The organism is Serinibacter arcticus (assembly GCF_003121705.1).
Classification (GTDB): Bacteria; Actinomycetota; Actinomycetes; order Actinomycetales; family Beutenbergiaceae; genus Litorihabitans.
The window spans coordinates 3,207,345-3,231,429 of record NZ_PYHR01000002.1 but is presented as its reverse complement, the minus strand read 5'-3'; the positions used below and the strand labels follow the sequence as shown (position 1 = coordinate 3,231,429).

22 protein-coding genes are annotated in these 24,085 nt (G+C 73.3%); 16 read left to right on the top strand and 6 right to left on the bottom strand.

The features are described 5' to 3' along the window. The first annotated feature begins 229 nt into the window (after nucleotides 1-229). On the top strand, nucleotides 230-634 hold the full coding sequence (locus C8046_RS14430; protein WP_109230039.1) for a hypothetical protein: 405 nt from the start codon (nucleotides 230-232) through the stop codon (nucleotides 632-634). Between the two features lie 433 nt (nucleotides 635-1,067). Here the strand turns inward: C8046_RS14430 and C8046_RS14425 are convergent, their stop codons facing one another. Continuing rightward, a complete protein-coding gene (locus tag C8046_RS14425) occupies nucleotides 1,068-2,534 on the bottom strand; it encodes an amidase (RefSeq protein WP_109230038.1) in 1,467 nt (488 codons plus the stop codon). A gap of 133 nt (nucleotides 2,535-2,667) precedes the next feature. After that, nucleotides 2,668-5,037 carry a choice-of-anchor I family protein gene (locus tag C8046_RS14420; RefSeq protein WP_109230037.1) on the bottom strand — a complete coding sequence of 790 codons (2,370 nt, stop codon included), beginning with the start codon at nucleotides 5,035-5,037 and terminating at the stop codon, nucleotides 2,668-2,670. A 149-nt stretch (nucleotides 5,038-5,186) separates the two neighbouring features. On the opposite strand from C8046_RS14420, the gene C8046_RS14415 reads away from it, so the two are divergent. Then, the gene (locus C8046_RS14415) at nucleotides 5,187-6,155 is read left to right on the top strand and encodes a DNA topoisomerase IB (protein WP_109230036.1); all 969 of its coding nucleotides are present in this window, start codon (nucleotides 5,187-5,189) and stop codon (nucleotides 6,153-6,155) included. A gap of 85 nt (nucleotides 6,156-6,240) precedes the next feature. Here the strand turns inward: C8046_RS14415 and C8046_RS14410 are convergent, their stop codons facing one another. After that, nucleotides 6,241-7,203, bottom strand: a complete 963-nt coding sequence (locus tag C8046_RS14410) for a diacylglycerol/lipid kinase family protein (protein ID WP_109230035.1) — start codon at nucleotides 7,201-7,203, stop codon at nucleotides 6,241-6,243. A gap of 119 nt (nucleotides 7,204-7,322) precedes the next feature. Between C8046_RS14410 and C8046_RS14405 the strand changes: the two genes are divergently transcribed. From C8046_RS14405 to C8046_RS14355, 12 genes are all read left to right on the top strand, one after another. After that, nucleotides 7,323-8,072 (top strand): HAD family hydrolase, encoded by a 750-nt coding sequence (locus C8046_RS14405; protein WP_109230034.1) that lies wholly within the window; start codon nucleotides 7,323-7,325, stop codon nucleotides 8,070-8,072. Further along, nucleotides 8,069-10,591: a glycoside hydrolase family 65 protein gene (locus C8046_RS14400; RefSeq protein WP_109230033.1), complete on the top strand. Its 2,523-nt coding sequence runs from the start codon at nucleotides 8,069-8,071 to the stop codon at nucleotides 10,589-10,591. Before C8046_RS14405 ends, C8046_RS14400 begins: the two co-directional genes overlap by 4 nt. 103 nt (nucleotides 10,592-10,694) lie before the next feature. Further along, complete coding sequence (locus C8046_RS20020) at nucleotides 10,695-11,903, top strand: hypothetical protein (protein WP_328587605.1); 1,209 nt, start codon at nucleotides 10,695-10,697, stop codon at nucleotides 11,901-11,903. Then, nucleotides 11,900-12,802, top strand: coding sequence for a prolyl oligopeptidase family serine peptidase (locus tag C8046_RS20015; protein ID WP_328587604.1), 903 nt, complete (start codon nucleotides 11,900-11,902; stop codon nucleotides 12,800-12,802). Before C8046_RS20020 ends, C8046_RS20015 begins: the two co-directional genes overlap by 4 nt. Nucleotides 12,803-12,918: 116 nt before the next feature. Continuing rightward, nucleotides 12,919-14,262 (top strand): sigma-70 family RNA polymerase sigma factor, encoded by a 1,344-nt coding sequence (locus C8046_RS18170; protein WP_146197175.1) that lies wholly within the window; start codon nucleotides 12,919-12,921, stop codon nucleotides 14,260-14,262. Then, nucleotides 14,259-14,972, top strand: a complete 714-nt coding sequence (locus tag C8046_RS18165) for a hypothetical protein (protein WP_146197174.1) — start codon at nucleotides 14,259-14,261, stop codon at nucleotides 14,970-14,972. The genes C8046_RS18170 and C8046_RS18165 overlap by 4 nt, the downstream gene beginning before the upstream one ends. A gap of 519 nt (nucleotides 14,973-15,491) precedes the next feature. Next, nucleotides 15,492-16,499 (top strand): LacI family DNA-binding transcriptional regulator, encoded by a 1,008-nt coding sequence (locus tag C8046_RS14380; protein ID WP_109230032.1) that lies wholly within the window; start codon nucleotides 15,492-15,494, stop codon nucleotides 16,497-16,499. Beyond that, nucleotides 16,499-17,974: an MFS transporter gene (locus C8046_RS14375; RefSeq protein WP_109230031.1), complete on the top strand. Its 1,476-nt coding sequence runs from the start codon at nucleotides 16,499-16,501 to the stop codon at nucleotides 17,972-17,974. The genes C8046_RS14380 and C8046_RS14375 overlap by 1 nt, the downstream gene beginning before the upstream one ends. Nucleotides 17,975-18,079: 105 nt before the next feature. Next, complete coding sequence (locus tag C8046_RS14370) at nucleotides 18,080-18,376, top strand: type II toxin-antitoxin system VapB family antitoxin (RefSeq protein ID WP_109230030.1); 297 nt, start codon at nucleotides 18,080-18,082, stop codon at nucleotides 18,374-18,376. Between the two features lie 66 nt (nucleotides 18,377-18,442). After that, entirely contained in the window at nucleotides 18,443-19,057 is a 615-nt protein-coding gene (locus C8046_RS14365) for a LytR C-terminal domain-containing protein (protein WP_109230029.1), read from the top strand. Nucleotides 19,058-19,168: 111 nt separating this feature from the next. Then, on the top strand, nucleotides 19,169-19,549 hold the full coding sequence (locus tag C8046_RS14360) for a DUF4190 domain-containing protein (protein WP_109230028.1): 381 nt from the start codon (nucleotides 19,169-19,171) through the stop codon (nucleotides 19,547-19,549). 51 nt (nucleotides 19,550-19,600) lie between these two features. Further along, a complete protein-coding gene (locus tag C8046_RS14355) occupies nucleotides 19,601-20,377 on the top strand; it encodes a hypothetical protein (protein ID WP_109230027.1) in 777 nt (258 codons plus the stop codon). A gap of 30 nt (nucleotides 20,378-20,407) precedes the next feature. Here the strand turns inward: C8046_RS14355 and C8046_RS14350 are convergent, their stop codons facing one another. Next, nucleotides 20,408-20,608 (bottom strand): hypothetical protein, encoded by a 201-nt coding sequence (locus C8046_RS14350; RefSeq protein WP_109230026.1) that lies wholly within the window; start codon nucleotides 20,606-20,608, stop codon nucleotides 20,408-20,410. A gap of 128 nt (nucleotides 20,609-20,736) precedes the next feature. On the opposite strand from C8046_RS14350, the gene C8046_RS14345 reads away from it, so the two are divergent. Further along, entirely contained in the window at nucleotides 20,737-21,096 is a 360-nt protein-coding gene (locus C8046_RS14345) for a cupin domain-containing protein (RefSeq protein WP_109230025.1), read from the top strand. Between the two features lie 26 nt (nucleotides 21,097-21,122). Here the strand turns inward: C8046_RS14345 and C8046_RS14340 are convergent, their stop codons facing one another. Further along, nucleotides 21,123-22,025: a M56 family metallopeptidase gene (locus tag C8046_RS14340; protein ID WP_109230024.1), complete on the bottom strand. Its 903-nt coding sequence runs from the start codon at nucleotides 22,023-22,025 to the stop codon at nucleotides 21,123-21,125. Nucleotides 22,026-22,053: 28 nt separating this feature from the next. Then, nucleotides 22,054-22,419: a BlaI/MecI/CopY family transcriptional regulator gene (locus C8046_RS14335; RefSeq protein ID WP_109230023.1), complete on the bottom strand. Its 366-nt coding sequence runs from the start codon at nucleotides 22,417-22,419 to the stop codon at nucleotides 22,054-22,056. 120 nt (nucleotides 22,420-22,539) lie between these two features. Between C8046_RS14335 and C8046_RS14330 the strand changes: the two genes are divergently transcribed. Continuing rightward, nucleotides 22,540-24,054 (top strand): cytochrome ubiquinol oxidase subunit I, encoded by a 1,515-nt coding sequence (locus C8046_RS14330; protein WP_109230022.1) that lies wholly within the window; start codon nucleotides 22,540-22,542, stop codon nucleotides 24,052-24,054. Nucleotides 24,055-24,085: the final 31 nt, after the last annotated feature.

Sequence of the window (24,085 nt, the reverse complement as noted above, 5' to 3'; positions counted from 1 at the left end):
GTCTCGGCTCCGTCGACCCCGACTCCCGACTCACCGACCCACCCCCACACCGCTGCTGCGCCCGTTGCGGATGGCGGCCGGTCATCCGCAACCACCGCAGCATCGGTCTGGGGAACGGCTGGCGCAGCTCGCGCGAATCACCGGACCGACTGGCGCGTCCGGCGCGCGAACGGCTCGCGATCCGCGCCGAACGCGCCGGTCGAAGCCTCAGCCGTGGCATCCTGCGCCGGTGCCCAGACCCGCCTCCGACCCGTTTCTCGTCGTCGCCCTGCTCGGTGTCGACGGCGCGGGGAAGACGACGGCCGCCAGGGCCGTGGCGCGCGAGCTTCGCGCGCGCGGGATCGACGCCCGCTATCTCGAGAACGCCGGCGGACGCCCGCCGCTGAACGCGCTGGCTCGCCTGCTGGGTCGGCCGGACGCCGTCGCCCTCCTCGGCCGCGCGCGGTTCGAAGCGGTCGAGATGCGGATCCGCGCTCTGGCGATGCGGCGGACGCTGCGCTGGGCGGCGAGACGCCCGGGGCGCATCGCCGTCGGCGACCGCTGGACGTTCTGCCAGTACGCCGCGATGGCCGCCCGCGGCTCCGACCCCGCACCCGCGCGTGCGCGGTACCGCGGCATCCCCGCCCCGACCTGACCTGCCTCCTCGACGTCGAGCCGGCCCTCGCGCAGCGCCGCGTCGAGCTCCGGGGTCGCGACACCGAGACCCTCGCGCACCTGACGGCCTACGACGCCGCCTACCGGGCCCTGCCCGAGCACGCCACGTTCCGCCGCGTCGACGCGAGCGGGGACCGGGACGCCGTCGTGGCCCAGGTGCTCGCCCTGATCGACGAGGCCGCCGCCCCTGACTGGCGCACCTCGCGCGGATCACCCGGACGACTGGCGCAACTCGCGCGCGAAAGGCCCGCCATCCGCGCCGAACGCGCCAGTCGCCCCCGGCCCCGGCCCCCACACCGCTCCCGGCCCCCACACCGCCGCTGCGCTCGTTGCGGATGACTGACCCCCATCCGCAACCTCCGCAGCATCGGTCTGGGGTTCGGCGTGTGGGGTCCCGGGCCCGGCGACCGACGTCAGACCTGCGGCAGCGGCGGCGCCGGCCACGGGTCGGCCAGCTCGAGGTGACGGGCGAGCGCCAGCAGCGCCCCGTCCGTCCCCAACGGCGCCGTGAGCATCGCCCCGAACGGCAGCTCCACGCCGTCGACCACCGCGCGGTGCACCGGCAGCGACACCGACGGCGCCCCAGCGATGTTCGCGATCGACGTCCACGGCGTGAAGCGCTTCTGGTCCTCGAAGTCGCGTGCGGGGTCGGCGTCGTCCCGGATCGACCCCACCGGCGCCGGCGGCCCGGCCAGCGACGGCGTCACGACGGCGTCGAAGGCGCCCCACGCCGTCGCCACCTTCCGGGCCACCCGCTGCGCATCGCCGACCGCCCGCGCGTAGTCCGCCCCCGACACCCCGCGGCCCACCTCGCGCAGCCACCGGGTGAGGGGCTCCAGCAGCGGCTCCGCCTCGTCCGGCACGGGCAGACCCAGCGCCCCGACCGCCCACAGCGGCATGAACGCCAGCCACTCCTCCGGCGTGAACGGCACCGGCGCCGGCTCGACCACGGCCCCGGCCTCCTCGAGCGTCCGCGCCGCGCGCTCGGCGGCGGCCACCGCCTCCGGGTGCACGACGGCGTCGCCCGCCACCACCGGCTCCGTCAGGATCCCGATACGCAGGCCGCGCGCCGTCGTCGTCCGCTGGCCGTCCCGCGCCGCGTCCAGCAGCGAACCTCGCTCACCGGACCACGGTGACGGCCCGTCCCCCGGCCAGCCCTCCCGCAGCACGTCGAGCGCGAGCGCTGTGTCGAGCACCGTGCGCGAGACGACGCCCTGCGTCGCCAGCCCGTTGCCCTCCACACCCCACGGCCCCGTGCTCACCAGCCCGCGCGACGGCTTGAAGCCGACGATCCCGCAGCTCGCGGCCGGGATCCGGATGGACCCCCCGCCGTCGGACGCGTGCCCGACCGGCACAATCCCGCATCCGACGGCGGCCGCCGCGCCCCCGCTCGACCCACCCGCGCCGCGGCCCAGGTCCCAGGGCGTGCGCGCCGCGACGACGGCGCCGTCCGGGCCCGTCCGCGGCTCCGTGTACGGCGGGAAGCCGAACTCCGGCGTCGCCGTCTTGCCGATCATCGTGGTGCCGGCCTCGCGCAGCCGGACCACCGTGCCGTCGTCGACCTCGGGCACCACCGGCTCGGCCGCGAGCACGCGCGAGCCGGCCCGCAGCGGCACCCCCGCCACCTGGTTGAGGTCCTTGATCGGCACGGGCACCCCGGCGAGCGCCAGCCCCGGCGCCCCCGCGCCGTCGGCACCGAGCCGCGCGACCGCGGCGTCGACCGCCCGCGCCTGGTCCAGCGCGAGCCCCGGCGTCACGACGGCGAAGGCCCCCACCGCGGGGCCGAACCGTTCGGCCCGCTCCAGCGCCGCCGTCGTGATCTCGACGGCGGACACCCGGCGGGCGCGGACGGCGGCGGCGATCTCGAGCGCGGTCTCCATCCCTCGACCCTACGAGTCCGGAGCCACGACGACGCCCCGCCGCCACCGCCGGATGGGCGGCGACGACGGGGCGTCGGAGGGCCTCGTGGGCCCGCGGTGGATCAGCGAGCCTCGGAGGACCTCGGGCAGAACCTCAGACCCCCGGCGTCCCGAACCGGTTCAGGAACGCCGCCATCGCGTCCCGGGCCACCGGCGAGACCGGCTGGAACAGGTCGCGTCCGTCGTTGCCCTCCCACCCGGTCGCGATCCCGGACTGCGCGAGCCAGGTGATCTCGGTGTAGAACGCGTCCGTCGGGGCGACGTCGACGAACCGCGGCGTCGCCGGCAGGTCCACCTCGGGCGACCCGGCGACCCGGTGCAGGAAGGCCGCCATCGCGTCGCGCGCGATCGGCGCCAGGGGCCGGAACTCGGCGGTGCCGTCGGCGGCCACCCACCCCGTGGCGTAGCCCTCGTGCTCGAGCCAGGCGATCTCCTCGTAGAACAGGTCGTCGGTGGCCACGTCGGTGAACGGGGAGACCGCGGGGGCCTCGAACCTGGGCGATCCGGCCCAGCGGTAGAGGAAGGCGGCCATCGCGTCGCGCGCCACCGGGGACAGCGGGCGGAACTCGCGCGAGCCGTCGGCGGTCACCCAGCCGGTGGAGATGCGCTTCTCGGCGAGCCACGCGATCTCGACGGCGAACTGGTTGTCCGCGACGTCCGTGAACCGGATCGGGACGTCGATCGCGAACAGCGTCGTCGTGCCGGAGACCTCGTTGCCGACGACGAGCGCCGGACCGCCGGTGGGCGAGTCGCCGGCCGGGATGAACGTCAGGCCCTCGGGGCCGAGGTCGCCCGCGGCGGCCAGCACCTCGGCGGGGTCGCCGCCGGCGTCGATCGCGTCCTCGGCCGAGACCGAGAAGTCGCGGTTGTTGACGTAGGTGACGAACGACGCCGCGCTCGGCTCGGTCACGTCGAAGACGACGATGCCGCCCACGCGCTCCAGCCCGACGAAGGCGTACGTGCGGCCCTCGATGGTGCCGACCGCGACCCCCTCGGGCTCGGGGCCCTTGGCGTCGCTGCGGGACTCGAAGTCGCTCGTGGTGTGGCCGGAGTTGAAGAACTCCGGGATCGCCTCGGCGACGATCTCCTCGATCTGCTGACCGGAGTCGAAGACGCGCTCGCCGTCGGCCGTCCAGATCGAGAACGAGCGGGTGCCGAAGGAGTGCAGCTGCTCGTAGCAGGAGCCGTCGGCCGAGAGGCCGTCGGCGATGGTCACCTCGAGGCGGCCGAGGTCGGCGTCGCCGCGCAGCCCGAAGGCGGGCGAGGTGGCGCACACGGGCGGCAGGTCGCCCTTGCCGAGGTCCTTGACGCGCTCGGCCTCGACGTAGTCGCCCCACTCGCGCGCGTCGCCCTCGTTCGCGGTCACGAGGTAGGTCTCTCCGGCGGCGGTGTACGAGGTGATCGCATCGGGCATCGGCAGGCCGTGCACCGGCACCGTGCGGATGTCGATGCGGCCGTCGCGGTCGCTCGGGTCGATGCCGGAGCCCGCGACGGAGTGGTCGACCGTGCCGAGCGGGAGCAGGTCGGTCACCTCGGCGGTCGCGACGTCGAGCACGGCCAGGGCGTTCGCCTCCTGCAGCGTCACCCAGGCGGTGGCGCCGTCGGCCGCGATCGTGACGTACTCCGGCTCGAGGTTGCGCGAGATCGGGTGGTCCTCGCCGTGCGGGGTCTCGCCGAAGATCCGGACGCCGTCGGGCAGCTCGCGCGTCCCGTCGGCCTCCCAGGCGTGGAAGGTGGCGATGCGGACGTCGGCCGCGGTGGGCGCGGCGACGGTGCTCGGCAGCGCGACGACGGCGATCGAGCCCTCGGGGTCGACGCTGTAGTCGTCCGCGGGCTCGCCCTCGTTCGCCACGACGGCGCTCGTGCCGTCGGGCGTCAGCGTCACCATGTCGGGCAGCGCGCCGACCTCGACGGCGCCGAGCGGCCCGCGCGTGGTGGCGTCGAAGAACGCGACCCAGCCGGGCTCGGTCTTGACGGGGTTCTCGACGGCGACGGCGATCAGGCCGTCCGCGCGGACGGCGATCGAGTTGGCGACGGCGCCGGGCTCGACACCCTCGACGGCGGTGGCATCGAGCGTCGCGACCTTCGTCAGCTCGCCCTCGACCGCCGTGGACAGCACGTCCACGACACCGGCCTTCGCGTTGACGACGAACACCTGCTGGGTGGCGGCGTGGAACGCGACGATCTCGGCCGCGCTCTCGTCGAACGTGCCGTCGAGGTGCGTGGCGACGGGGGTCAGCCCGAGCGCGGCGCCCGGGGCGGAGTGGACGATCGGCTCGACGGCGGCGCTCGTCGCCGGCTCGGCGGTCGCGGTCGCGGGGGCGACGAGCAGGAGGGCGCCGGCGACACCGGCGCAGGCGAGGCCCGCGACGGTGCGACGGCGGGTCGACGGGGTCGGAAGAAGCAGGGCGCGACGGCGGGCCGCGGGGGCGCGGTCGCCGGAGGGCGTCAGGAGGGAGGTCACGTCGGCACGCTAGGAGGCGCGGGTGACCGGCCGGCGAGCAGCGCCCGACGCGGCGGCGGCCGGCGGGCGACACCACGGTGACGCGCACGTGAATCCTCGGCGCGACGCCGTCCTGGGCACCGGCGTGGCGCCGCCCTACGCTCGGAGGCATGAGGTTGCGGCGCAGCACCACCAACGGTCCGGGACTCACGCGTGCCCGCTCCGGCACCGGCTGGACCTACCGCAACCCCGACGGTTCGCGCCTGGAGGACCCCGAGACCCGCGAGCGGATCCGGGCCCTGGCGATCCCGCCCGCGTGGCGCGAGGTGTGGATCTGCCCGTACCCCAACGGCCACGTCCAGGCGACCGGGATCGACGACGCCGGACGCCGCCAGTACCTCTACCACCCGGCCTGGCGCGAGCGCCGGGACCGCGTGAAGTACGCCCGCGCGCTCGAGCTGGCGGCCACGCTGCCCGCCGCCCGCCGCGGCGTGACGATCGACCTGCGCCGCGACGACCTGTCTCGGGAGCGCGTGCTCGCCGGGGCGTTCCGGATCCTCGACTCCGCGAACCTGCGCGTCGGCTCGGAGCGCTACGCCGCCAAGCACGGCTCGTTCGGGCTGACGACGCTGCTGTGCTCGCACGCGACCGTCAGCGGCGGCGAGGTCGTCAGCCTCCAGTTCCCCGCGAAGAGCGGTCAGGAGTGGTCGAGCGAGGTGACCGACCCCGACCTCGCTGTCCTCGTGGGCCGCCTCAAGCGCCGCGGTCCGCGGGCACGCCTCATCGCGTGGCGCGAGGACGACGGCACGTGGCACCCGCTGAGCGCCGAGGAGATCAACGAGGACGTCCGCCGTCGGACGGGCGGGGACTTCACCGCCAAGGACTTCCGCACGCTGCACGGGACGGTGGCGGCCGCCGTCGAGCTGGCGCGGCAGGGACCGCAGCCCACGAGGACGGCGCGCCGCCGCGCCGTCGTGCGCGCGATGGAGGCCGCGGCGGGCGAGCTCGGGAACACCCCGAGCATCGCCCGCGCGAGCTACGTCGACCCGCGGCTCGTGGACCTGTACTCCGACGGCGTCACGATGGACCCGCGGCGCGCGCCGTCGGCGGAGAGCGAGCTGCGCGCGCTGCTCGCGTGACCGCAACGGCCTCGCGAACGCGCCCGAAGGGCCTCGCGAACGGCCCGAACGGCCTCGCGAACGGCCCGAAGGGCCTCGCGACAGGTCAGTCCTGGGGCACCCGCACCACGAGCGAGCCCGGGTCGACCTTCACCCGGACGCCGACGGCGAGCCCGAACGGGTCGCCGTCGAGCTCGACCTCCTCGGGCTTGCTGAGCCGCAGGTCGAGCTCCTTGCCCGTGGAGTAGACGAGCGCCTGGACCTTCGACTTGGGGATGTTCTTCCCGCCGGGCAGGCGCCGCAGCACACCGTTCTCCCAGATGATCTTGCTCAGCGCCTGGATCCAGCCGAGGACGGTCTCGGGGCGGAGCACGACGATGTCGAGCACCCCGTCGTCGACGGCGGCGTCGGGCAGCAGCAGGATGTTCGCCGGCAGCGTCCCGCAGTTGCCCACGATGATCGTGTGCGCGCGCACCTGCCTGGGCTCGTTCTCGTCGAGCCGGAAGCGCACCTTCAGCTCGTTCGGGTCGCGCATCACGCGGCCGATGGCCTGCACGTAGGCGAGCCAGCCGGCCTTCTTCTTGAGGTCGTCGTCGGTCTCGGAGAGCATCCGCGCGTCGAGCCCCATGCCCGCCATCACGACGAACGTGTGCTCGCTCGAGGAGCCGTCCTCGCGCCGGATCTTCATGGTGGCGGCGTCGATCGCGCGGTCCTGGCCGGTCAGCGCCACCCGCAGCGAGTGGTCGACGTCGGCGAGCCCGAGCTGGAGGTTGCGCGCCAGGAGGTTGCCGGTGCCCGAGGGCAGCAGCCCCAGGGCGGTCCCGCTGCCGCGCAGCGCCTCGGCCACGGCACGGACGGTGCCGTCACCACCGGCGGCGAGCACGACGTCGACCCCGGCCTCCAGCGCCTCGCGGGCCGGTCCCTGTCCGGGGTCCTCGACCGAGGTCTCGAGCCAGAGGGTCTCCGCCCACCCCAGCTCCTCCTCGAGCGCCGTCAACGACGCCCGCACCACCTGCTCGTCGATCTTCACCGGGTTGTAGACCAGTGCGGCCCTGTGCTGGTTCGCCACGTGGCTCCCTTCGCCGCGCCAACTCTCGCACACACGAACCGTTCGGCCCGGAGTCGGTCGGGGGCCCCGGGTGCGCGCTAGCCTCGAACGTCTCCACTTTTCCGACCGCGAGGGATGCCGTGACCCGCTTCGATCCACGTGACGCCGTGCTCTTCGATCTCGACGGCGTGCTGACGCCGACGGCCGAGGTGCACATGCTGGCCTGGGCCCGCCTGTTCGAGCCCTACCTCCGGAGCAAGGGCGTCGCGCCGTACCGCGACTCCGACTACTTCGACCACATCGACGGCAAACCGCGCTACGACGGCGTCCGCACGCTGCTCGCCTCGCGCGGCATCGTGCTTCCCGACGGCGACGCGTCCGACTCCCCCGACCTCGAGACGGTCTGCGGCCTGGGCAACCGGAAGAACAGCGTCTTCACCAGCGTCCTCGAGTCCGACGGCGTGAGTCCGTACCCGGGCTCCGTCGCCTTCCTCGACGCGCTCGCCGCGCGCACCGGCGAGGACGCGGTGGCGGTCGCCGTCGTCTCCTCCTCGAAGAACGCGCGCTCCGTGCTCACCGCCGCCGGTCTCATCGACCGGTTCGAGGTGATCGTCGACGGCGCCGTGGCGGCCGAGCGCGGGATCGCCGGCAAGCCGGCTCCGGACACCTACCTCGACGCCGCGGCCCAGCTCGGCGTGCACCCGAGCCGCGCCGTCGTCGTGGAGGACGCCACCTCCGGCGTCGCCGCGGGCCGCGCGGGCGACTTCGGCCTGGTGCTCGGCGTCAACCGCGGCACCGGCGCCCAGGATCTCCTGGACCACGGCGCCGACGTCGTCGTGGACGACCTCGACGAGCTCGTCGCCGACCTCACCGACGGAGCCCAGGCGTGAAGCCGGCCACCACGGCCGACCCGCTCGACCGCTCCCGGTTCCCGATCGACGAGTGGGCGCTGCGCGAGACGCGCTACGACGGGAAGGACCTCGGCAAGACCGAGACGCTCTTCTCCGTCGGCAACGGCTACCTCGGCCTGCGCGGCAACCTCGAGGAGGGCCGCGACTCCTACGCGCACGGCACGTTCGTCAACGGCTTCCACGAGATCTGGCCGATCCACCACGCCGAGGAGGCGTTCGGGTTCGCCAAGGTCGGGCAGACGATCGTCAACGCCCCCGACGCCAAGATCATGCGGCTGTACGTCGACGACGAGCCGCTGCTGCTCACGGTCGCCGACCTCGAGTCCTACGAGCGCAGCCTCAGCTTCCGCGACGGCGTGCTCACCCGCGAGATCGTCTGGCGCACGCCGTCGGGCAAGCGGGTGCACCTGCGCACGCGCCGGATGGTGAGCTTCGCCGAGCGACACCTCGCGGTCATGGACTACGAGATCACGATGCTCGACCACGACGCCCCGGTCGCCGTCTCGTGCCAGATCCTCAACCGGCAGGACGGTCAGGACGAGTACTTCGTCAAGGCCGCCGCGATGGGGTCCGGGTTCGACCCGCGTCGCGCCGCCAACCTCCAGGGCCGCATCCTGCAGCCGTCGGTGGCGTGGGAGGGCGACGGCCGCAGCGTGCTCGGCTACCGCGTGACCACGTCCGGCATGACGCTCGCCGTCGCCGCCGACCACACCATCGAGACGACCGACTCCTACGAGGTGCGCTCGTCCGTCGAGGACGACCTCGCCAAGCAGGTCTTCCGGATCGCGGCCACGCGGGGCACGACGACGCGGATCACCAAGGTCGTCAGCTACCACACGTCCCGCGGCGTGCCCGCGGTCGAGCTGGTGGATCGCTGCCGCCGCACGCTCGACCGCGTGAAGGAGACCGGGGTGGGGGCCGTGGTCGCGCAGCAGCGCGCGTGGCTCGACGAGTTCTGGGACCGCAGCGACGTCGAGATCGCCGGCCAGCCCGCGCTGCAGCAGGCCGTGCGGTGGAACCTGTTCCACCTCATCCAGGCCTCGGCCCGCGCCGAGGGCACGGGCGTCCCCGCGAAGGGCGTGACGGGGTCCGGGTACGACGGGCACTACTTCTGGGACACCGAGATCTACGTGCTCCCGTTCCTCACCTACACCTCGCCGACCTACGCCCGGAACGCGCTGCGCTTCCGCTACTCGCTGCTCGAGGCCGCCCGCCGCCGGGCCGGTGAGCTCAACCAGCGCGGCGCCCTCTACCCCTGGCGCACGATCAACGGCGAGGAGGCCTCGGCCTACTACGCCGCCGGGACCGCGCAGTACCACATCGACGCCGACATCTCCCACGCCGTCTCCCAGTACGTGGCCGCCTCCGGCGACACCGGGTTCCTCGACCGCGAGGCGATCGACATCCTGGTGGAGACCGCACGGCTGTGGGCCGACCTCGGCTTCTGGCGCGAGACGGGCGACGACACCGAGCCGGTGTTCCACATCCACGGCGTCACCGGGCCGGACGAGTACACCGCCGTCGTCAACGACAACCTGTTCACGAACGTGATGGCCCGCGCGAACCTGCGCGCCGCCGTCCGCGAGCTGCGCGCGCTGGCGGAGCGCGACGGCGAGGTGTACGCCCGCGTGCTGACCCGCCTCGCGCTCACCGAGGAGGAGATCCTCGATATGGCCCGCGTGGCCGACGGCATGCACGTGCCGTTCGAGGAGAACCTCGGCATCCACCCGCAGGACGACGACTTCCTGTCCAAGGAGCTGTGGGACCTGCCGAACACCCCGCCCGGCAAGAGGCCCCTGCTGCTGCACTACCACCCCCTGGTGATCTACCGCCACCAGGTGCTCAAGCAGGCCGACGTCGTGCTGGCGCTCTACCTCCAGGGCGACGAGTTCACGCCCGAGGAGAAGCTGGCCGACTTCGAGTACTACGACCCGCTGACGACCGGTGACTCGACGCTGTCGGCCGTGGTGCAGTCGATCGTCGCGGCCGAGGTCGGCTACTCCGAGCTCGCGGCGGCGTACTTCTCCTCCGCGGTCTACGTCGACCTCGCCGACCTGCACCACAACGCCGACGCCGGCGTGCACGTCGCCTCGCTCGGCGGCGTGTGGAACGCGCTGGTGGGCGGCTTCGGCGGCATGCGCGACTACCTCGGGGTGTGGAGCTTCGACCCGCGACTGCCCGAGGACTGGGAGTCGCTGACGTTCCGGATGACGCTCGCGGGCAACCGCCTGCGCGTGACGGTGCTGGCCGAGCAGATCTCGTTCGCGCTGGAGACCGGTGATGCCGAGAGCCTGACCGTCCAGGTCCAGGGCAGCGAGGTCGTCGTCCCGCGCGGCGAGGAGGTCTCGGTGCCGGTCCGGCCGGTCGAGGTCCGCGAGGGCCGACCGCGCCTGAAGGACATCGAGGGCAGCGTGCGCGAGGACGGGTCGCTCATCACGGCGAGCGTGCCCGCGCACCCGCACGTCCCGGACGAGCGCGCGCCCCTGCCGCTGGACTGACACCCGCCGAGACCGAGGCGTCGCCGCCGGGACCGATCCCTCGAGGGTCGGTCCCGGCGGCGACGCCTCGGTCTCTCGACGTCCCGGGACGTAGGGTCGGGGGATGTCGACCCCCACCACCGACCCCTATCTCTGGCTCGAGGACGTCGAGGGCGAGCAGGCCCTGACCTGGGTTCGCGAGCGCAACGCCCACGCCGAGGAGGCGCTCACCGGCACCCGTCGGTTCACCTCCACCAAGGCCGCGATCCTCGAGGTCCTGGACTCGAAGGACAAGATCCCGGGCGTCGGCCTGGCGGGCGAGCACCTGTACAACGTCTGGGTCGACGCCGAGCACGAGAAGGGCCTCTGGCGCCGCACGACGCTGGACAGCTACCGCACCGACTCCCCCGAGTGGGAGCTGCTGCTCGACGTCGACGCGCTCAACGCCGCGGAGGGTGAGGACTGGGTCTGGCACGGCGCGCAGCTGCTGCGCACCGGCCCGCACGCGTTCACCCGCGCGCTCGTCGACCTCTCGCACGGCGGCAGCGACGCCGACGTGACGCGTGAGTTCGACCTCACCACCAAGGCGTTCATCGCCCCCGAGGACGGCGGCTTCTTCCGCGCCGAGGCCAAGGGCGGCATGGGATGGATCGACGGCGACACCGTCTTCGTGCAGTCCGCCGCCGACGGCGAGCCCACCGCGTCGGGCTACCCGCGCCGCGCGCGCCGGCTGCGCCGCGGCCAGACCCTCGAGCAGGCCGAGATCGTCTACGCGGGCGAGGTGAGCGACCTCTACATCTCCGCGCACCACGATCGCACGCCCGGCTTCGAGCGGGACTGGGTCTCGCGCTCGCTCGCGTTCTACGCCAGCGAGCTGTACCTCCTGCTCCCCGACGGCGAGCTCGAGAAGCTCGACGTGCCCACCTCCGCGGAGGCCGGGGTGCACCGCGAGTGGCTGCTCGTGGAGCTGCGCGACGACTGGGAGGTCGGCGGCACGACCCACCCCGCCGGCGCCCTGCTCGTCATCGAGTTCGAGGCGTTCCGCGCCGGCTCGCGCGAGTTCACCACCCTGTTCGCGCCGACCGCCTCGACCGCGCTCGTCGGCGCCGCGTGGACGCGCCACCACCTCGTGCTCAACGTGCTCGAGGACGTGAAGAACCGCCTCGAGGTGCTCACTCCCCCGGCCGTCGGGGGCGTCGGCGACACCGGCACCACCGGCTCGACGGAGGACTGGGCCCGTCGCCCGTTCACCGCCGCCCCGCGCTGGGGACGGTCGGCGTCGGCGGCGTGGACCGCGACGGCGAGGGCGACCTGGCCGACGCGCTCTGGATGACCTCGACCGACTACCTCACCCCCACGACGCTCTCGCTCGTGCGGCTGGACGGGGACGGCGAGCTGCTCGCCGTCGAGCCCCTCAAGGCCGCGCCGGCCTTCTTCGACGCCGAGGGTCTGGTCGCCGAGCAGCACTTTGCGACGTCCGACGACGGCACGCGCGTGCCGTACTTCGTCGTGCGTCGCGAGGACCTCGCGCTCGACGGCACGGCGCCGACGCTGCTGTACGGCTACGGCGGCTTCGAGATCTCCCTGACGCCCGGCTACTCGGGCGGGTTGGGGCGCGCGTGGCTCAGCCGCGGCGGCGTCTACGTCGTCGCGAACATCCGCGGCGGCGGCGAGTACGGACCCGCCTGGCACCAGGCCGCCCTCAAGGGCAACCGCCACCGGGCCTACGAGGACTTCGCGGCCGTCGCGCGCGACCTCGTCGCCCGCGGGATCACCTCGCCGCAGCACCTCGGCGTGCAGGGCGGGTCGAACGGGGGCCTGCTGACCGGCAACATGCTGACGCAGTACCCGGAGCTGTTCGGCGCCGTCGTGGTCCAGGTCCCGCTGCTCGACATGGAGCGGTACCACCTGCTGCTCGCGGGAGCGTCCTGGGTCGCCGAGTACGGCGACCCCGAGGACCCCGCCGAGCTCGAGCAGCTGCTGCGGTTCTCGCCGTACCACCTGTTCGACGCCGGGCGCACGTACCCGCCGGTGCTGTTCACGACGTCGACCAAGGACGACCGAGTCCACCCCGGCCACGCTCGCAAGCTCGCGGCGCGGATGCTCGAGGCGGGCAAGGACGTGACGTCCTACGAGAACATCGAGGGCGGTCACGGCGGTGCCGCGACGAACGCGCAGGCCGCGCACATGGCGGCGCTGGCGTACACGTTCCTGTGGGGCCGCCTGACGTGATCTCGTCCCGGGGGTCCGGGACGGCGTGGTGTGTTGCACATCCGCGTGCGGTTGCGCTATCGAGCCGTTACGCTGCCACGAATCTCTGTCGGACCTACTAGGGGTGACGGTTCCGCATGACCATGTCGCACACACGCACGTCGAGCGTGCGCTCGGACGCGCCTGCTGTGGACCTGGACCGCTACCGCAACCTCCGCCGGCGCGGCACGACCATCGCGCGCTCGTTCCGCCTCAACGAGGCCGACGTCGAGGACGTCGTGCAGGACGCGCTGGTGCGGATGCTCCGCGTCTCCGCCGAGGGTGAGGGATCGCCCCGGCGCTACGAGTCCTACTTCGACTCCACCGTGCGACACCTGTGCATCGACCTCCTGCGCAAGCGCGGTCGCGAGACCGAGCTCCCCGAGCCCGAGGACCTGCCCGAGCAGACGCGCTCGGAGAAGCACGAGCAGCGGATGCTGGTGCGGCAGGTGCTGGCCGAGCTGCCCGCCTCGGCGCGCAGCATCCTGGTCAAGAGCCACATCGAGGGCCGCACGCTCTCGGAGATCTCCGGCGAGCTCGGCATCAGCTCGAACGCCTGCTCGGCGATGCTCTACCGCGCCCGCCGGACGTTCCGCGACCGCTACGTGCGTTCGCACGTGCTCCCGACGGCGGACGAGCGGTGCGCCGCCGTGCGCGCCCTGATGGTCGACACCACGCTGTCGCCCGACTCCGAGCACGAGGTGACGGTGCGCAACCACCGCCGCCAGTGCGACGACTGCGAGTCGCAGTACGCCTTCCTGCTCAGCGCCCGCAGCGCCGCCGCGTCGGCACTGCTCCCCGGCGCGCTGGCCGCCGCGACGTCGGGCGGAGCGTTCGCGTTCCTGGGTCTCGGCAAGGGTGGGAGCAGCAGCTCGTCGGGTGGCGTCGGCGCCGGTGCCGTGGGCGTCGCGGCCGCGGTCGTGGCTGTCGCCGTCGCCGCGGGTGCCTTCACCCTGGTCAACCGCACCGGGGTCGGCCCCGACGGCGGCGCCGTCGCGCTGACCACGACCGCACCGGGGACCGGCGCCGGCTCGACCAGCCCGCCCGTCCCGCCGGCCGCCCCGACCACCGCGCCCTCCGACCTGCCCACCTCCGAGCCGGTCGAGGTGGACGTGCCCGTGACGGCGGCGCCGGTGACGACGACGCGGACCCCCGCTCGCCCCGCGGCTCCCGCGGCCCTGCCCTTCCGCCCGGCCACCGCGTCGGCCACGCCGCCGCCGGCCGCGACGACCCCGCCCGAGGCCGAGGCACCCGTGACCCCGCCCGTCGCGCCGACGCCGCCCCCGGTCACCACTCCCCGGCCGTCGACGGTCCGTCGACGACGCCCGTGGACCCGCCGGTCGATCCCCCCGTGGATCCCGTGGATCCGCCCGTCGACCCCGTCGACCCGCCTGTCGACCCGCCCGCGAAGCCCGCGTTCACCGCGGACGAGGTCGTCGTGACCGAGGCTCCCGTCGCGGGCGAGCCCGTGAGGGTGACCGTGGCCGCGATCGACGAGGCCCTGACGGGCGTCGTCGTGACGGCCGAGCTGGCCGGTGCGGATGACGTCGACCCGTTCGCCGTCGGGGCACGCTCGGCGCTCGACGCGGAAGCGGGCGACATGGAGGCGGACTGCACCCTCGAGGACCTGACCGCCGCGGACTGCAGCTTCGAGACGATCGAGGCCGGTTCCGTGCGATCCACCGTCATCCCCGCCCGACTGCTCGCCGCGGGCGGTTCGCTCACGGTGACCGTTACGGCGGAGAACCGGACCCAGTACACGCACACGGTCGAGCTCGAGATCCCCGTGCCCGACCCCGCGATGATGCTCGACAACGGAACCTTCACGACCGACGTGACTGGGGTTCTCACCGGCATCGCACCAGGAACCGTTGTCTCGTACACGGCCTTCCACGGCGATGACTACGACGAGCTCAGGGAACAGAACCCGACCTGCGGCTACTTCGGCTCCCCGAGGAACGGCGTCGGAGGCGCCGGCAACGGCACCGGCTTCGTGGAGGTGCAGGCTGGTGGCAGGTTCACCATCCCGATCCGCACCGACATCGGCGGTGCCACACACGACAACGTCATCATCGAGATCACGGCACCCGGATTCGACCGCTTCATCTCAGACAAGTTCGACATCGAACCGATCTTCATCGCGACCCCCTGACGCCCGCCCCACCACGCACCCGAGCCCCGCTGTGACACAGGTCACAGCGGGGCTCGCGTCACATCTGCCGCCCTCGCCCGTCGTGTAGGTGTCGGGCTTCTTCCGGGGACCGACACCCGCCCGTCACCGGTGCGGGCCGGCTGCCGCAGGGGGGCAGCGGGCCGGCCGCCGTCGGGCGAGCAGGATCAGCACCACCAGCACCACCCAGCACCGCGCTGGTGTCCCGATCCCATGGCCGCAGGGGGGCGATGAGATCGAGGACCGGCGCACGTCTCACCCCGCGCGGTTCGCTCCGACGGATGGAGCCCACCGGAGGGCGGGCGACGGGGACGGCGATCCACCGCTGACGGCGGATCGACGAGGAACGAGCGGGTTCGTCCGGGGGACGGACCCGCTCGTTCGCGTCGGGGCAGGGACGGCCGGCGCCAACCCGGGCGGGACGGGCCCGCGCCGGTACGATGCGTCTGGTCGGGGCGAGGTCCGTCGCGACCGTGTCCGCACCCGGGATCGGAGGCTCACGTGGCCCACCACGCCCCCACGCTGGACGAGGTCGCCCGTGAGGCCGGGGTCTCGCGCTCCACCGCCTCGCGAGCCATCAACGGCGGCAACCGGGTCTCGCCCGCCGCCCAGGCCGCCGTCGACGCGGCGATCGCCCACCTCGGCTTCGTCCCCAACCGTGCGGCCCGCGCCCTCGCGACGTCCCAGACCGGCTCGATCGCGCTGGTGATCCCCGAGCCCGACGACAAGTTCCTCTCGGACCCGTTCCTCCTCGGCGTCCTCCGCGGCGTGAGCGGGGCGCTGTCCGGCACCGAGACACAGCTCGTGCTGCTCATCAACCACGCGAACCAGCCCGAGGGCCAGATGTCGCGCTACCTGCGCGCCGGCCACGTCGACGGCGCGATCATCACCTCCCCGCACGCCGGCGACCACCTCGAGGACGACCTCCGCGGGATGCGCAACGTGGTGTTCATCGGCCGCCCGTTCCGCTCCGAGGGCATCGCCTACGTCGACGTCGACAACGTGGAGGGCGGCCGGCTCGCGACCCGCACGCTGCTCGACGCCGGCCGGACCCGGATCGGCACCATCTCCGGCCCCACGGACATGACGGCCGGCCTCGACCGCCTCCAGGGGTTCACCGACGCCCTCGGGGCGGTGGACCTGCCGACCGACGCCGTCGAGAGCGGCGACTTCACCGCCGCCGGCGCCGAGGCCGCCACGCACCGCCTGCTCGACCGCCGTCCCGACCTCGACGCCCTCTTCGTCGCGTCCGACTCGATGGCGGTCGGGGTGCGGATCGCCCTCGCCGACCGCGGCCTCCGCGTCCCCGAGGACGTGGCCCTGGTCGGCTTCGACAACCTCGGGGCCGCGACGGCGATGACCCCGCGCCTCACGACCGTCGACAACCCGCTGGTCGAGATGGTCGACGCCGCCACCCGCCGCCTCCTCGCCCGCCTCGGCTCGGGCGAGGACGTCGGCGAGAACCTCGTCCTCCCGCCCACCCTCGTGCCAGGAAGCAGCGACCGCTGATGACGGCCAGCACCCCGGTCCCGCCGACCGCCCACCACGACGCCCCGGCCCCCGCGCCGGTGCGGCCCACCACGCCCTGGCGCTACGGCGTCGGGATGTTCGGCACGTCGATCCCGATCAACCTGATCAAGGGGTCGATGCTCTACTTCTACGTCGACCTGCTCGGCATGGACGCCGCGATCTACGCCGCCGTCTACGCCGTCTACGGCATCCTCGACGCGATAGACAACCCGATCTTCGGCTACCTCTCCGACCGCACCCGCACCCGCTGGGGACGCCGCAAGCCGTACCTCGTCGTCGGCTCGCTCGTGCTCCTCGGCGCGATGATCGCGCTGTTCAGCGTGCCCGGGAGCGTGGCCGCCTCGGCGACGTCGCTGGTGATCTGGTTCGCCGTCTTCGCGATCCTCAGCGAGATGGCCGACTCCCTCATCAACGCCAACTACGGCGCCCTGCTGCCCGAGCTGTTCCCGGCCGAGAAGAAGCGAGCGACGGCGAACGGCGTGCGTCAGGGGGCGCAGCTGGTGGCGATGATCCTGGCGCTGGGGCTGACGCCGATCCTGGCGCAGAACGTGCTGGGCTGCTCCGTCACCGCGACCGAGTGCGCCGACCCGACGATCGGCTACTCGCGCCTGGCGGTGATCTTCGGCGTCCTCGGCGTCGGCGTCATCCTCTACATGGCGTTCGGCGTCAGGGAGAACCCCGCGATCGACAGCGAGGAGCGGCCGCCGTTCTTCGCCTCGATCAAGCAGATCGTCACGAACAGGTACTTCTGGACGATCGGCGTCGTCAACGCCTGCTACGGCTCGGCGATGGCGATCGTGCTCAACGGGCTCCAGCTCTACGTGCGCTACACGCTCGGGGGCGGGGGGCTCGAGGCGACCGTGCTGCAGGTCGCCGTCGTTCTCGGCGCGATCGGCATGCTCGCGCTGTGGGCGCGCGCGGTGCGGCGCTGGGGCGCGGAGCGCGTGTGGAAGACGGCGCTGCCGATCGCCGCCGTCGCGTTCATCCCGATCTACTTCGCCGACTCCCTGCTGACGGCCGTGCTGGCCGGCCTGTGCATCGCCGTCGGGTACTCCGGCGTCCTCGCGACGAACGACCTCATCATGGCCCGCGTGCTCGACGACGACGCCCGCCGGCACGGTGTCCACCGCGAGGGCATCTTCCTGTCGGCCTTCGGCGTGCTCGGCCGGCTCAACGGGCTCATCGTGGCCGGCGCGCTCGCCTCGCTCACCGTGTTCTTCGGCTACCGCAACGGCAACGACCCGGGCGAGGACCCGGCCACGACGTTCCGCGTCTACCTGTCCGTGTACCCGTTCCTCCTGCTGCTGCTCGGGACGGCGATCTCGCGCTTCGTGCACGTGCCCGGCTGGAACGGCTCGCGCGACGACGAGGCCACCGAGGACCCCGACGGGGGCGGCGGCGCAGGCCCGCGCCGCGAGCGCGTCGAGACCTTCCGCGGGGACCTCGGCGACTGACGTCGCGCCGTCGGCCCGGATGCGCGCCACCTCTCCGCGAAACCTCCACGCGGCTCCGGGCACCCCGGGCCCCCGGCGCGCCGACCGGCTCGGTAGGGTGCTCGGGTGATCTTCAAGGCCATCGGTGACCACAAGCCGTACCCCGACCACGGCCTCGTGACCACCCGCGACTGGGCCCACCTGCCTCCTCGGCAGATCCGTCTCGACCAGCTCACCACGGTCCGCACCCAGCTCGACCTGCGCGGCCTGCTCACCGAGGACTCGACGTTCTACGGCGACCTGTTCGCCCACGTCGTGGGCTGGCGGGGCGAGCTGTACCTGGAGGACGGGCTCCAGCGAGCACTCCGTTCGGCGCTCCAGCAGCGCACCATGATCCACGCCCGCGTCCTGGAGCTCGGCTGACATGACCTCGATCACGGCGGCGCCGAGCGCCGCGACCCTCGACCGCGCCTCGGATACGGTTGCCTCGTGACCACCACGCCAGACGTCGCCCCGAGCGGCAAGTCGCAGCGCCGACGACACCTGCTGCAGCGCCAGACGATCATCTTCGGCACCCTCACGGTCATCCTGGTCGCGTTCGCCCTCGCGGCGCTCGGCGTCTTCCTCCGCATCCTGCCCGCTCCCTTCAGCTCGGAGTTCACCGACCTGGAGGCGCAGCAGGAGGCGTCGCTGTTCACCCCGTGCCCCGCACCGGGCGCGCTCCCGGTGCCCTACGAGACGATCACGGCGAACGTCTTCAACGGCACGGACCAGTCCGGCCTCGCGGGCTCCACGAGCGAGGCGATCTCGGGCGTCGGCGTCGTCATCGGCACCACGGCGAACTACGCCGCCGGCGCCTACCCCGGCGCGACGCTGATCGTCGCCGGCGAGCAGGGCGTCCCGGCCGCGTACACGCTCGCCGCGCTGTTCCCGGGCGCGGAGATCCAGTTCGACGCCGCTCGCGCCGACGCTGTCATCGACCTGGTGGTCGGCGACCAGTACGTCGCCATGAACGACCCCGCGGTCTCCACGCTGGACCCCGCCCTCCCGCTGGTCGGCCTCGAGGGTTGCCAGCTCCCGAGCGACACCACCGACGCAGCCTGAGCGAGGACCCGTGACGACACCGAACCCCTACCGCCCCGACGAGGACCCGTCCGCCTCCTACGGCGCCCCGGGTACTCCACCCCCGCGCAGCCGTCGTACGTCAACGACGCCGTGACCTCCGACGCCCCTGCGGGGTACGCGCAGGACAACCCCTACGGCTCGGCGCCCGCGCACCAGCCCTACGCACCGCCGTCGCCCTACGCCCCCTCGCCCTACGCGAGCGGACCGTACGCCGGCTACCAGGTTCAGCCGCAGAACCAGATGTCGCTGATCGCGCTCATCTGCTCGCTCGCCGGGCTGGTGACGGGCGTCTCCGTGATCGCCGGGATCGTCTGCGGTCACATCGCGCTCTCGCAGCTCCGCCAGAACCCGCAGCAGACGGGCCGGGGCATGGCGATCGCCGCGCTCGCCGTGGGCTACGGGCTGCTCGCGCTCGGCGCCATCCTCGTCGTCCTCTGGGTGACGCTCGTCCTGTCGTTCCGCAGCTACTGAGACGGTCGCCCCGCCTGGCGGGGTCGGCGCAGCGCGGGTAGCGTCCCGAGCATGGGGCACCTCCACCGCCGCAGCGCTGCGGCCGCGACCGCCGTCCTTGCCGTCGCCACGATCCTCGCGGGGTGCACCTCGCTGCCGATCCGCGGTCTGACCGTGGCGGCACCCCTGGCCTCCGACTTCGCGCCTCGCCTCGAGCGCGCCCTGGAGCATCCCGGTCCGGTGATGGTGATGTCGGCGTTCGACATGCCGGGCTACACCCTGACGACCTTCGGGCACGTGGACCCCTCCACCTCTCCGCACCAGGTCTCGGTCTCGGCGTCCGTCACGGAGGACGACACGATCACGGAGGTCGAGATCCGCGTGGTCGACGGGGAGGTGTGGGTCAACCTCGCGGAGACGTCGCAGGACCGCTTCCTGCTGGCGTCCGAGGAGACGACGGCGATCACCGGCGACCCCGCGCTGCTCACGCTTGGAATCGATCCCCTCGTCGAGCTGCGCGCCTTCCCCGGTGCCCTCGTCAGCGCCGAGCGCGCCGGAACCGACGCGATCAACGGCGAGCGGCTCGACCGGTACGAGGTGACCCTCGACCTGGCGAGACTGCAGCCCGTTCACTACGGGTCCGACCCGAGCGCCGTGGGCGAGATCGACTACGAGGTCTGGTTCGACGGCGACGACCACGTGCGCAAGGTCTCCGGCGAGCTCGTCGACGGCATCAGGTCGAACTCTTTCACCCTGTCGAACTGGGGCGTGGGGACGACCTTCGAGGTGCCGAGCGAGGACGAGAGGATCTCGCTGGCCGAGCTCACGGGCGCGATCGACGGCGTCTGACCGGCGCGAGCGTCCGCGCGGCACGCCGCCTCACATGGTGCAGTCGCACACCGCGTTCATCTCGACGACCTGCTCGCCCTCCTCGGGACGCGCCCAGGCCTCGGCCTCGGCGCGTGAGGCGAAGCGGCGACCGGCGAGCCGGCCGTTGGCCCGCAGCACGTTGTACTCGATCTCCTCGCGGGGATCGGTCCAGACGGTGATCGCGGCCAGGGTCGTGGTGGTGACACTCATGGGCACTTCCTTTCCTCACCCTCGTCAACCGCTCCGCCCGGCCCGATGTTCCGCGACACGCGGGCGTGCGGGCGCGTCCTCGTGCCAGAATCCCCGCGTGCCGTGACCCGAGGACAGGAGCCGGACCCATGACCACCACGGGCGAGCCCGACGCCGTCATCCCTGCCGAGGCGCTGCGGGTCACCGGCAGCCGCACCCTCCGCTTCGAGGGCGTCGACCACGGCTCCGGCGTCAGCTTCTTCCTCGTCACCAACGACCCCGGCCAGGGTCCCGGTCTGCACCGCCACCCCTACAGCGAGACGTGGACGGTGCTCGAGGGCGAGGCGACGATCCGGACGGGCGAACGCAGCGTCGTCGCCACGGCCGGGGACACCGCCGTCGTCGGCCCGGACACGTGGCACGCCTTCACCAACACCGGGACGGGCACGCTGCGCATCATGTGCATCCACGCCTCGCCGCGGATGGTCCAGGAGAACTGGGGCGAGTAGCCCGGCCCGCCCGTCCGCCCGCCCGGCTACCAGCCCAGCGCCGCCGTCGCCGCCTGCAGCCACGGCGTCACGATCGTCACGGTCGGGACGGCGATGACCCCGACGGCGAGGACGTACGCCAGCCCGGAGACGAGCCGTCGGCGGGAGGCGGCGCCCTCGCCGTCGCGCCCGGCGAGCCGCGCGACGCGTTCGCGCCGCACCCGCACCTGGTCCCCCTCCGTCGTCGGCTCGAGGAGCACGAGGGCCGCTTCGAGCGGCGCGGCCCCGGTGCGGCGGGTCGCCGCGTCGTCGGCCAGCATCTCCAGGAGCAGCCGCACCTCCTCCAGCGCCAGCCGGCTGCGCACGAACCGGGGGAAGGAGGCGTGCAGCGCGGTGAAACCCTCGAGCACCAGGTCGTGGCGGGCCCGCAGGTGGCCCCGCTCGTGCTCGACCACGGCCTCGACCTGCGGGAGCGTGAGGAGATCGACGACGGCCTCGGTCACCACGACCCGCGACGGCCGACCGGGCACGCAGTAGGCCAGCGCGACGCTCCCGCCCAGCACGTTCAGTCGGGCGTCGGACGGCGAGGTGGTCGCCAGCAGCTCGAGCACCTCGTGCTGACGACGACGGCGGCGGCGCAGCCCGACGCCGAGCCGGATCGTCGTGGACACGAGGCGGAACACGATCCAGCCGGCGAGCAGCGCGGCGGTGGACGCCGCGGCCAGCAGCCAGGCATCGTGCGCGAGGTCGTCGCCCTGGAGCGCCCGCAGCACCTCCTCCGGCGCGGCCAGGGCCGCCCCGACCGCGGCCAGGACGGCGGCGAGGGCGCAGGCCTGCCAGAGGGTGACGGCGGCCCGGGGGACGTCGCGGAGGAAGGGCAGCCGCACCAGGACGACGGGCGCCACGAGCGACAGCGCGAGGGCCAGCGCGGCGAGGGCGAGGGCGGTCACGTCGGGCTGCCGGGGGAAGGGTGGGGCGTCAGGGCGCGGACGACGGCGCGAGCGCGACGCGCAGGGCCTCGGCCTCGGCCGGGCTGACCTGGCCGACGAAGTGCTGCAGCGCGGCCACGCGCGCGGCGGGGTCCGCCGTCGCGCCGAGGGCGTCGAGCATGAGCTCGGCGGTCATCTGCTCGCGCGTGCTGACGGGCGAGTAGCGGAAGGCGCGACCGTCGCGCGCCTGCGTCACCACGCCCTTCTTGGCGAGCCGGTCCATCACGGTCATCACGGTCGTGTAGGCGAGGGAGCGGTCCGCCGCGAGCGCCTCGTGGACCTCGCGCACGGTGCACGGACCCGCCGCGGACCACAGCTGCGCCATCACCGCGCTCTCGAGCTCACCCATCGCCATCCCGTCAGCATAGCGGGACCTCCGGACCTTGTCGTACGACGCGGTGAGTACTACGTCGTGTCATACTTGTGGAGCACTACTACCCAGCGTCGTAGAACCCCGTCCGGCCACGGAGGCAGCATGGACACGCTCGACCTGTCACGGCTGCAGTTCGCTGTCGTGACGATCTACCACTACTTCTTCGTCCCGCTCTCGATCTCGCTCGCCGCGCTCACCGCCGGCCTGCAGACCGCCTGGCACCGCACGGGGAAGCAGCACTACCGCGACCTGACGATGCTCGTGGGCAAGCTGCTGATGGTGACGTTCGCCGTCGGGATCGTGACCGGCCTGGTGCAGGAGTTCCAGTTCGGGCTCGCGTGGAGCGACTTCGCCCGGTTCTACGGCGACGTGTTCGGCCCCACCCTCGCGATCGAGGGCATGCTTGCGTTCTTCCTCGAGGCGACGTTCCTCGGCCTGTGGTTCTTCGGCTGGGACCGCCTGCCGCGCCGGATCCACCTCGCGACCATCTGGATCGTCGCCGTCGGCACGCTCATCTCCGCGTACGTCATCCTCGCCGCGAACTCGTTCATGCAGAACCCGATCGCCTACGAGATCGACCCCGAGACCGGCCGGGCGCGTCTGGAGAGCTTCGGCGAGCTGATGGTCAACGAGGTCAACCTCGCCGCCTTCCCGCACACGATCGCCGGCGCCGCGATGACCGGCGGCGCCCTCCTGCTCGCGATCGGTGCGCGCCGCGCGTGGGGCCGTCCCGGCGCCCTGCTGCACCGCGACCACCACGCGTGGCGGACGCTGGCGCGCCTCGGCGGCTGGGTGACGGCGCTCAGCGGCGTCGCCGTCGCGATCACGGGCGACCTGCTCGGCAAGATCATCACGACGGTCCAGCCCATGAAGATGGCCGCGGCCGAGGGCCTCTACCGCAGCCAGGCCGGCGCGCCGTTCTCGATCGTCGCGATCGGCCGGCCCGGCGAGGGCGAACCGTTCTTCAGCATCGACGTGCCCTACCTGCTCTCGATCCTGGCCAAGGGCGACCCGACCGCCGTCGTCGAGGGGCTGGACGACCTGCAGGCCACCTACGTCGAGCAGTACGGCGCCGGGAACTACATCCCGTGGGTGCCCGTGGCGTACTGGACCTTCCGCCTCATGATCGGCACCGGGATGCTCGCGGCCCTCGTGGGCGCCGTGTTCCTCGTCCTCACCCGTCGCGGCCGCGGCCTCGTGGGTCCGTTCGCGGGCGAGGTCGACGGCGTCGCCCCGGCCCGCGGCCCGCTCGCCCAGCTGCGCCGCCCGGCCTCGCGCCTCGTGATGCTCTCGCTGCCGCTCCTGCCCGCCCTCCCGGTGCTGGCGAACACCTTCGGCTGGATCTTCACCGAGACGGCGCGGCAGCCGTGGCTCGTCTTCGGGCTGTTCAAGACCGAGGACGGCGTCTCGACCGGCCTCACGTCCGCCGAGGTGCTCGCCTCGCTCATCGGGTTCGGGATCGTCTACGGCGTGCTCGCCGTCGTCTGGTACCGCGTGGCGCGCCACATCGCCGGCCGCGAGCTGAGCGCCCCGCCGTCGGCCCCGTCCGAGAACGACGGGGACGACGACGACGCGCGGGCCGCCCGCCGCCCTCGCTCCGACGCCCCCGCCTACTGACCGCTCGCTCCACCCTCGTTCCACCCTCGTT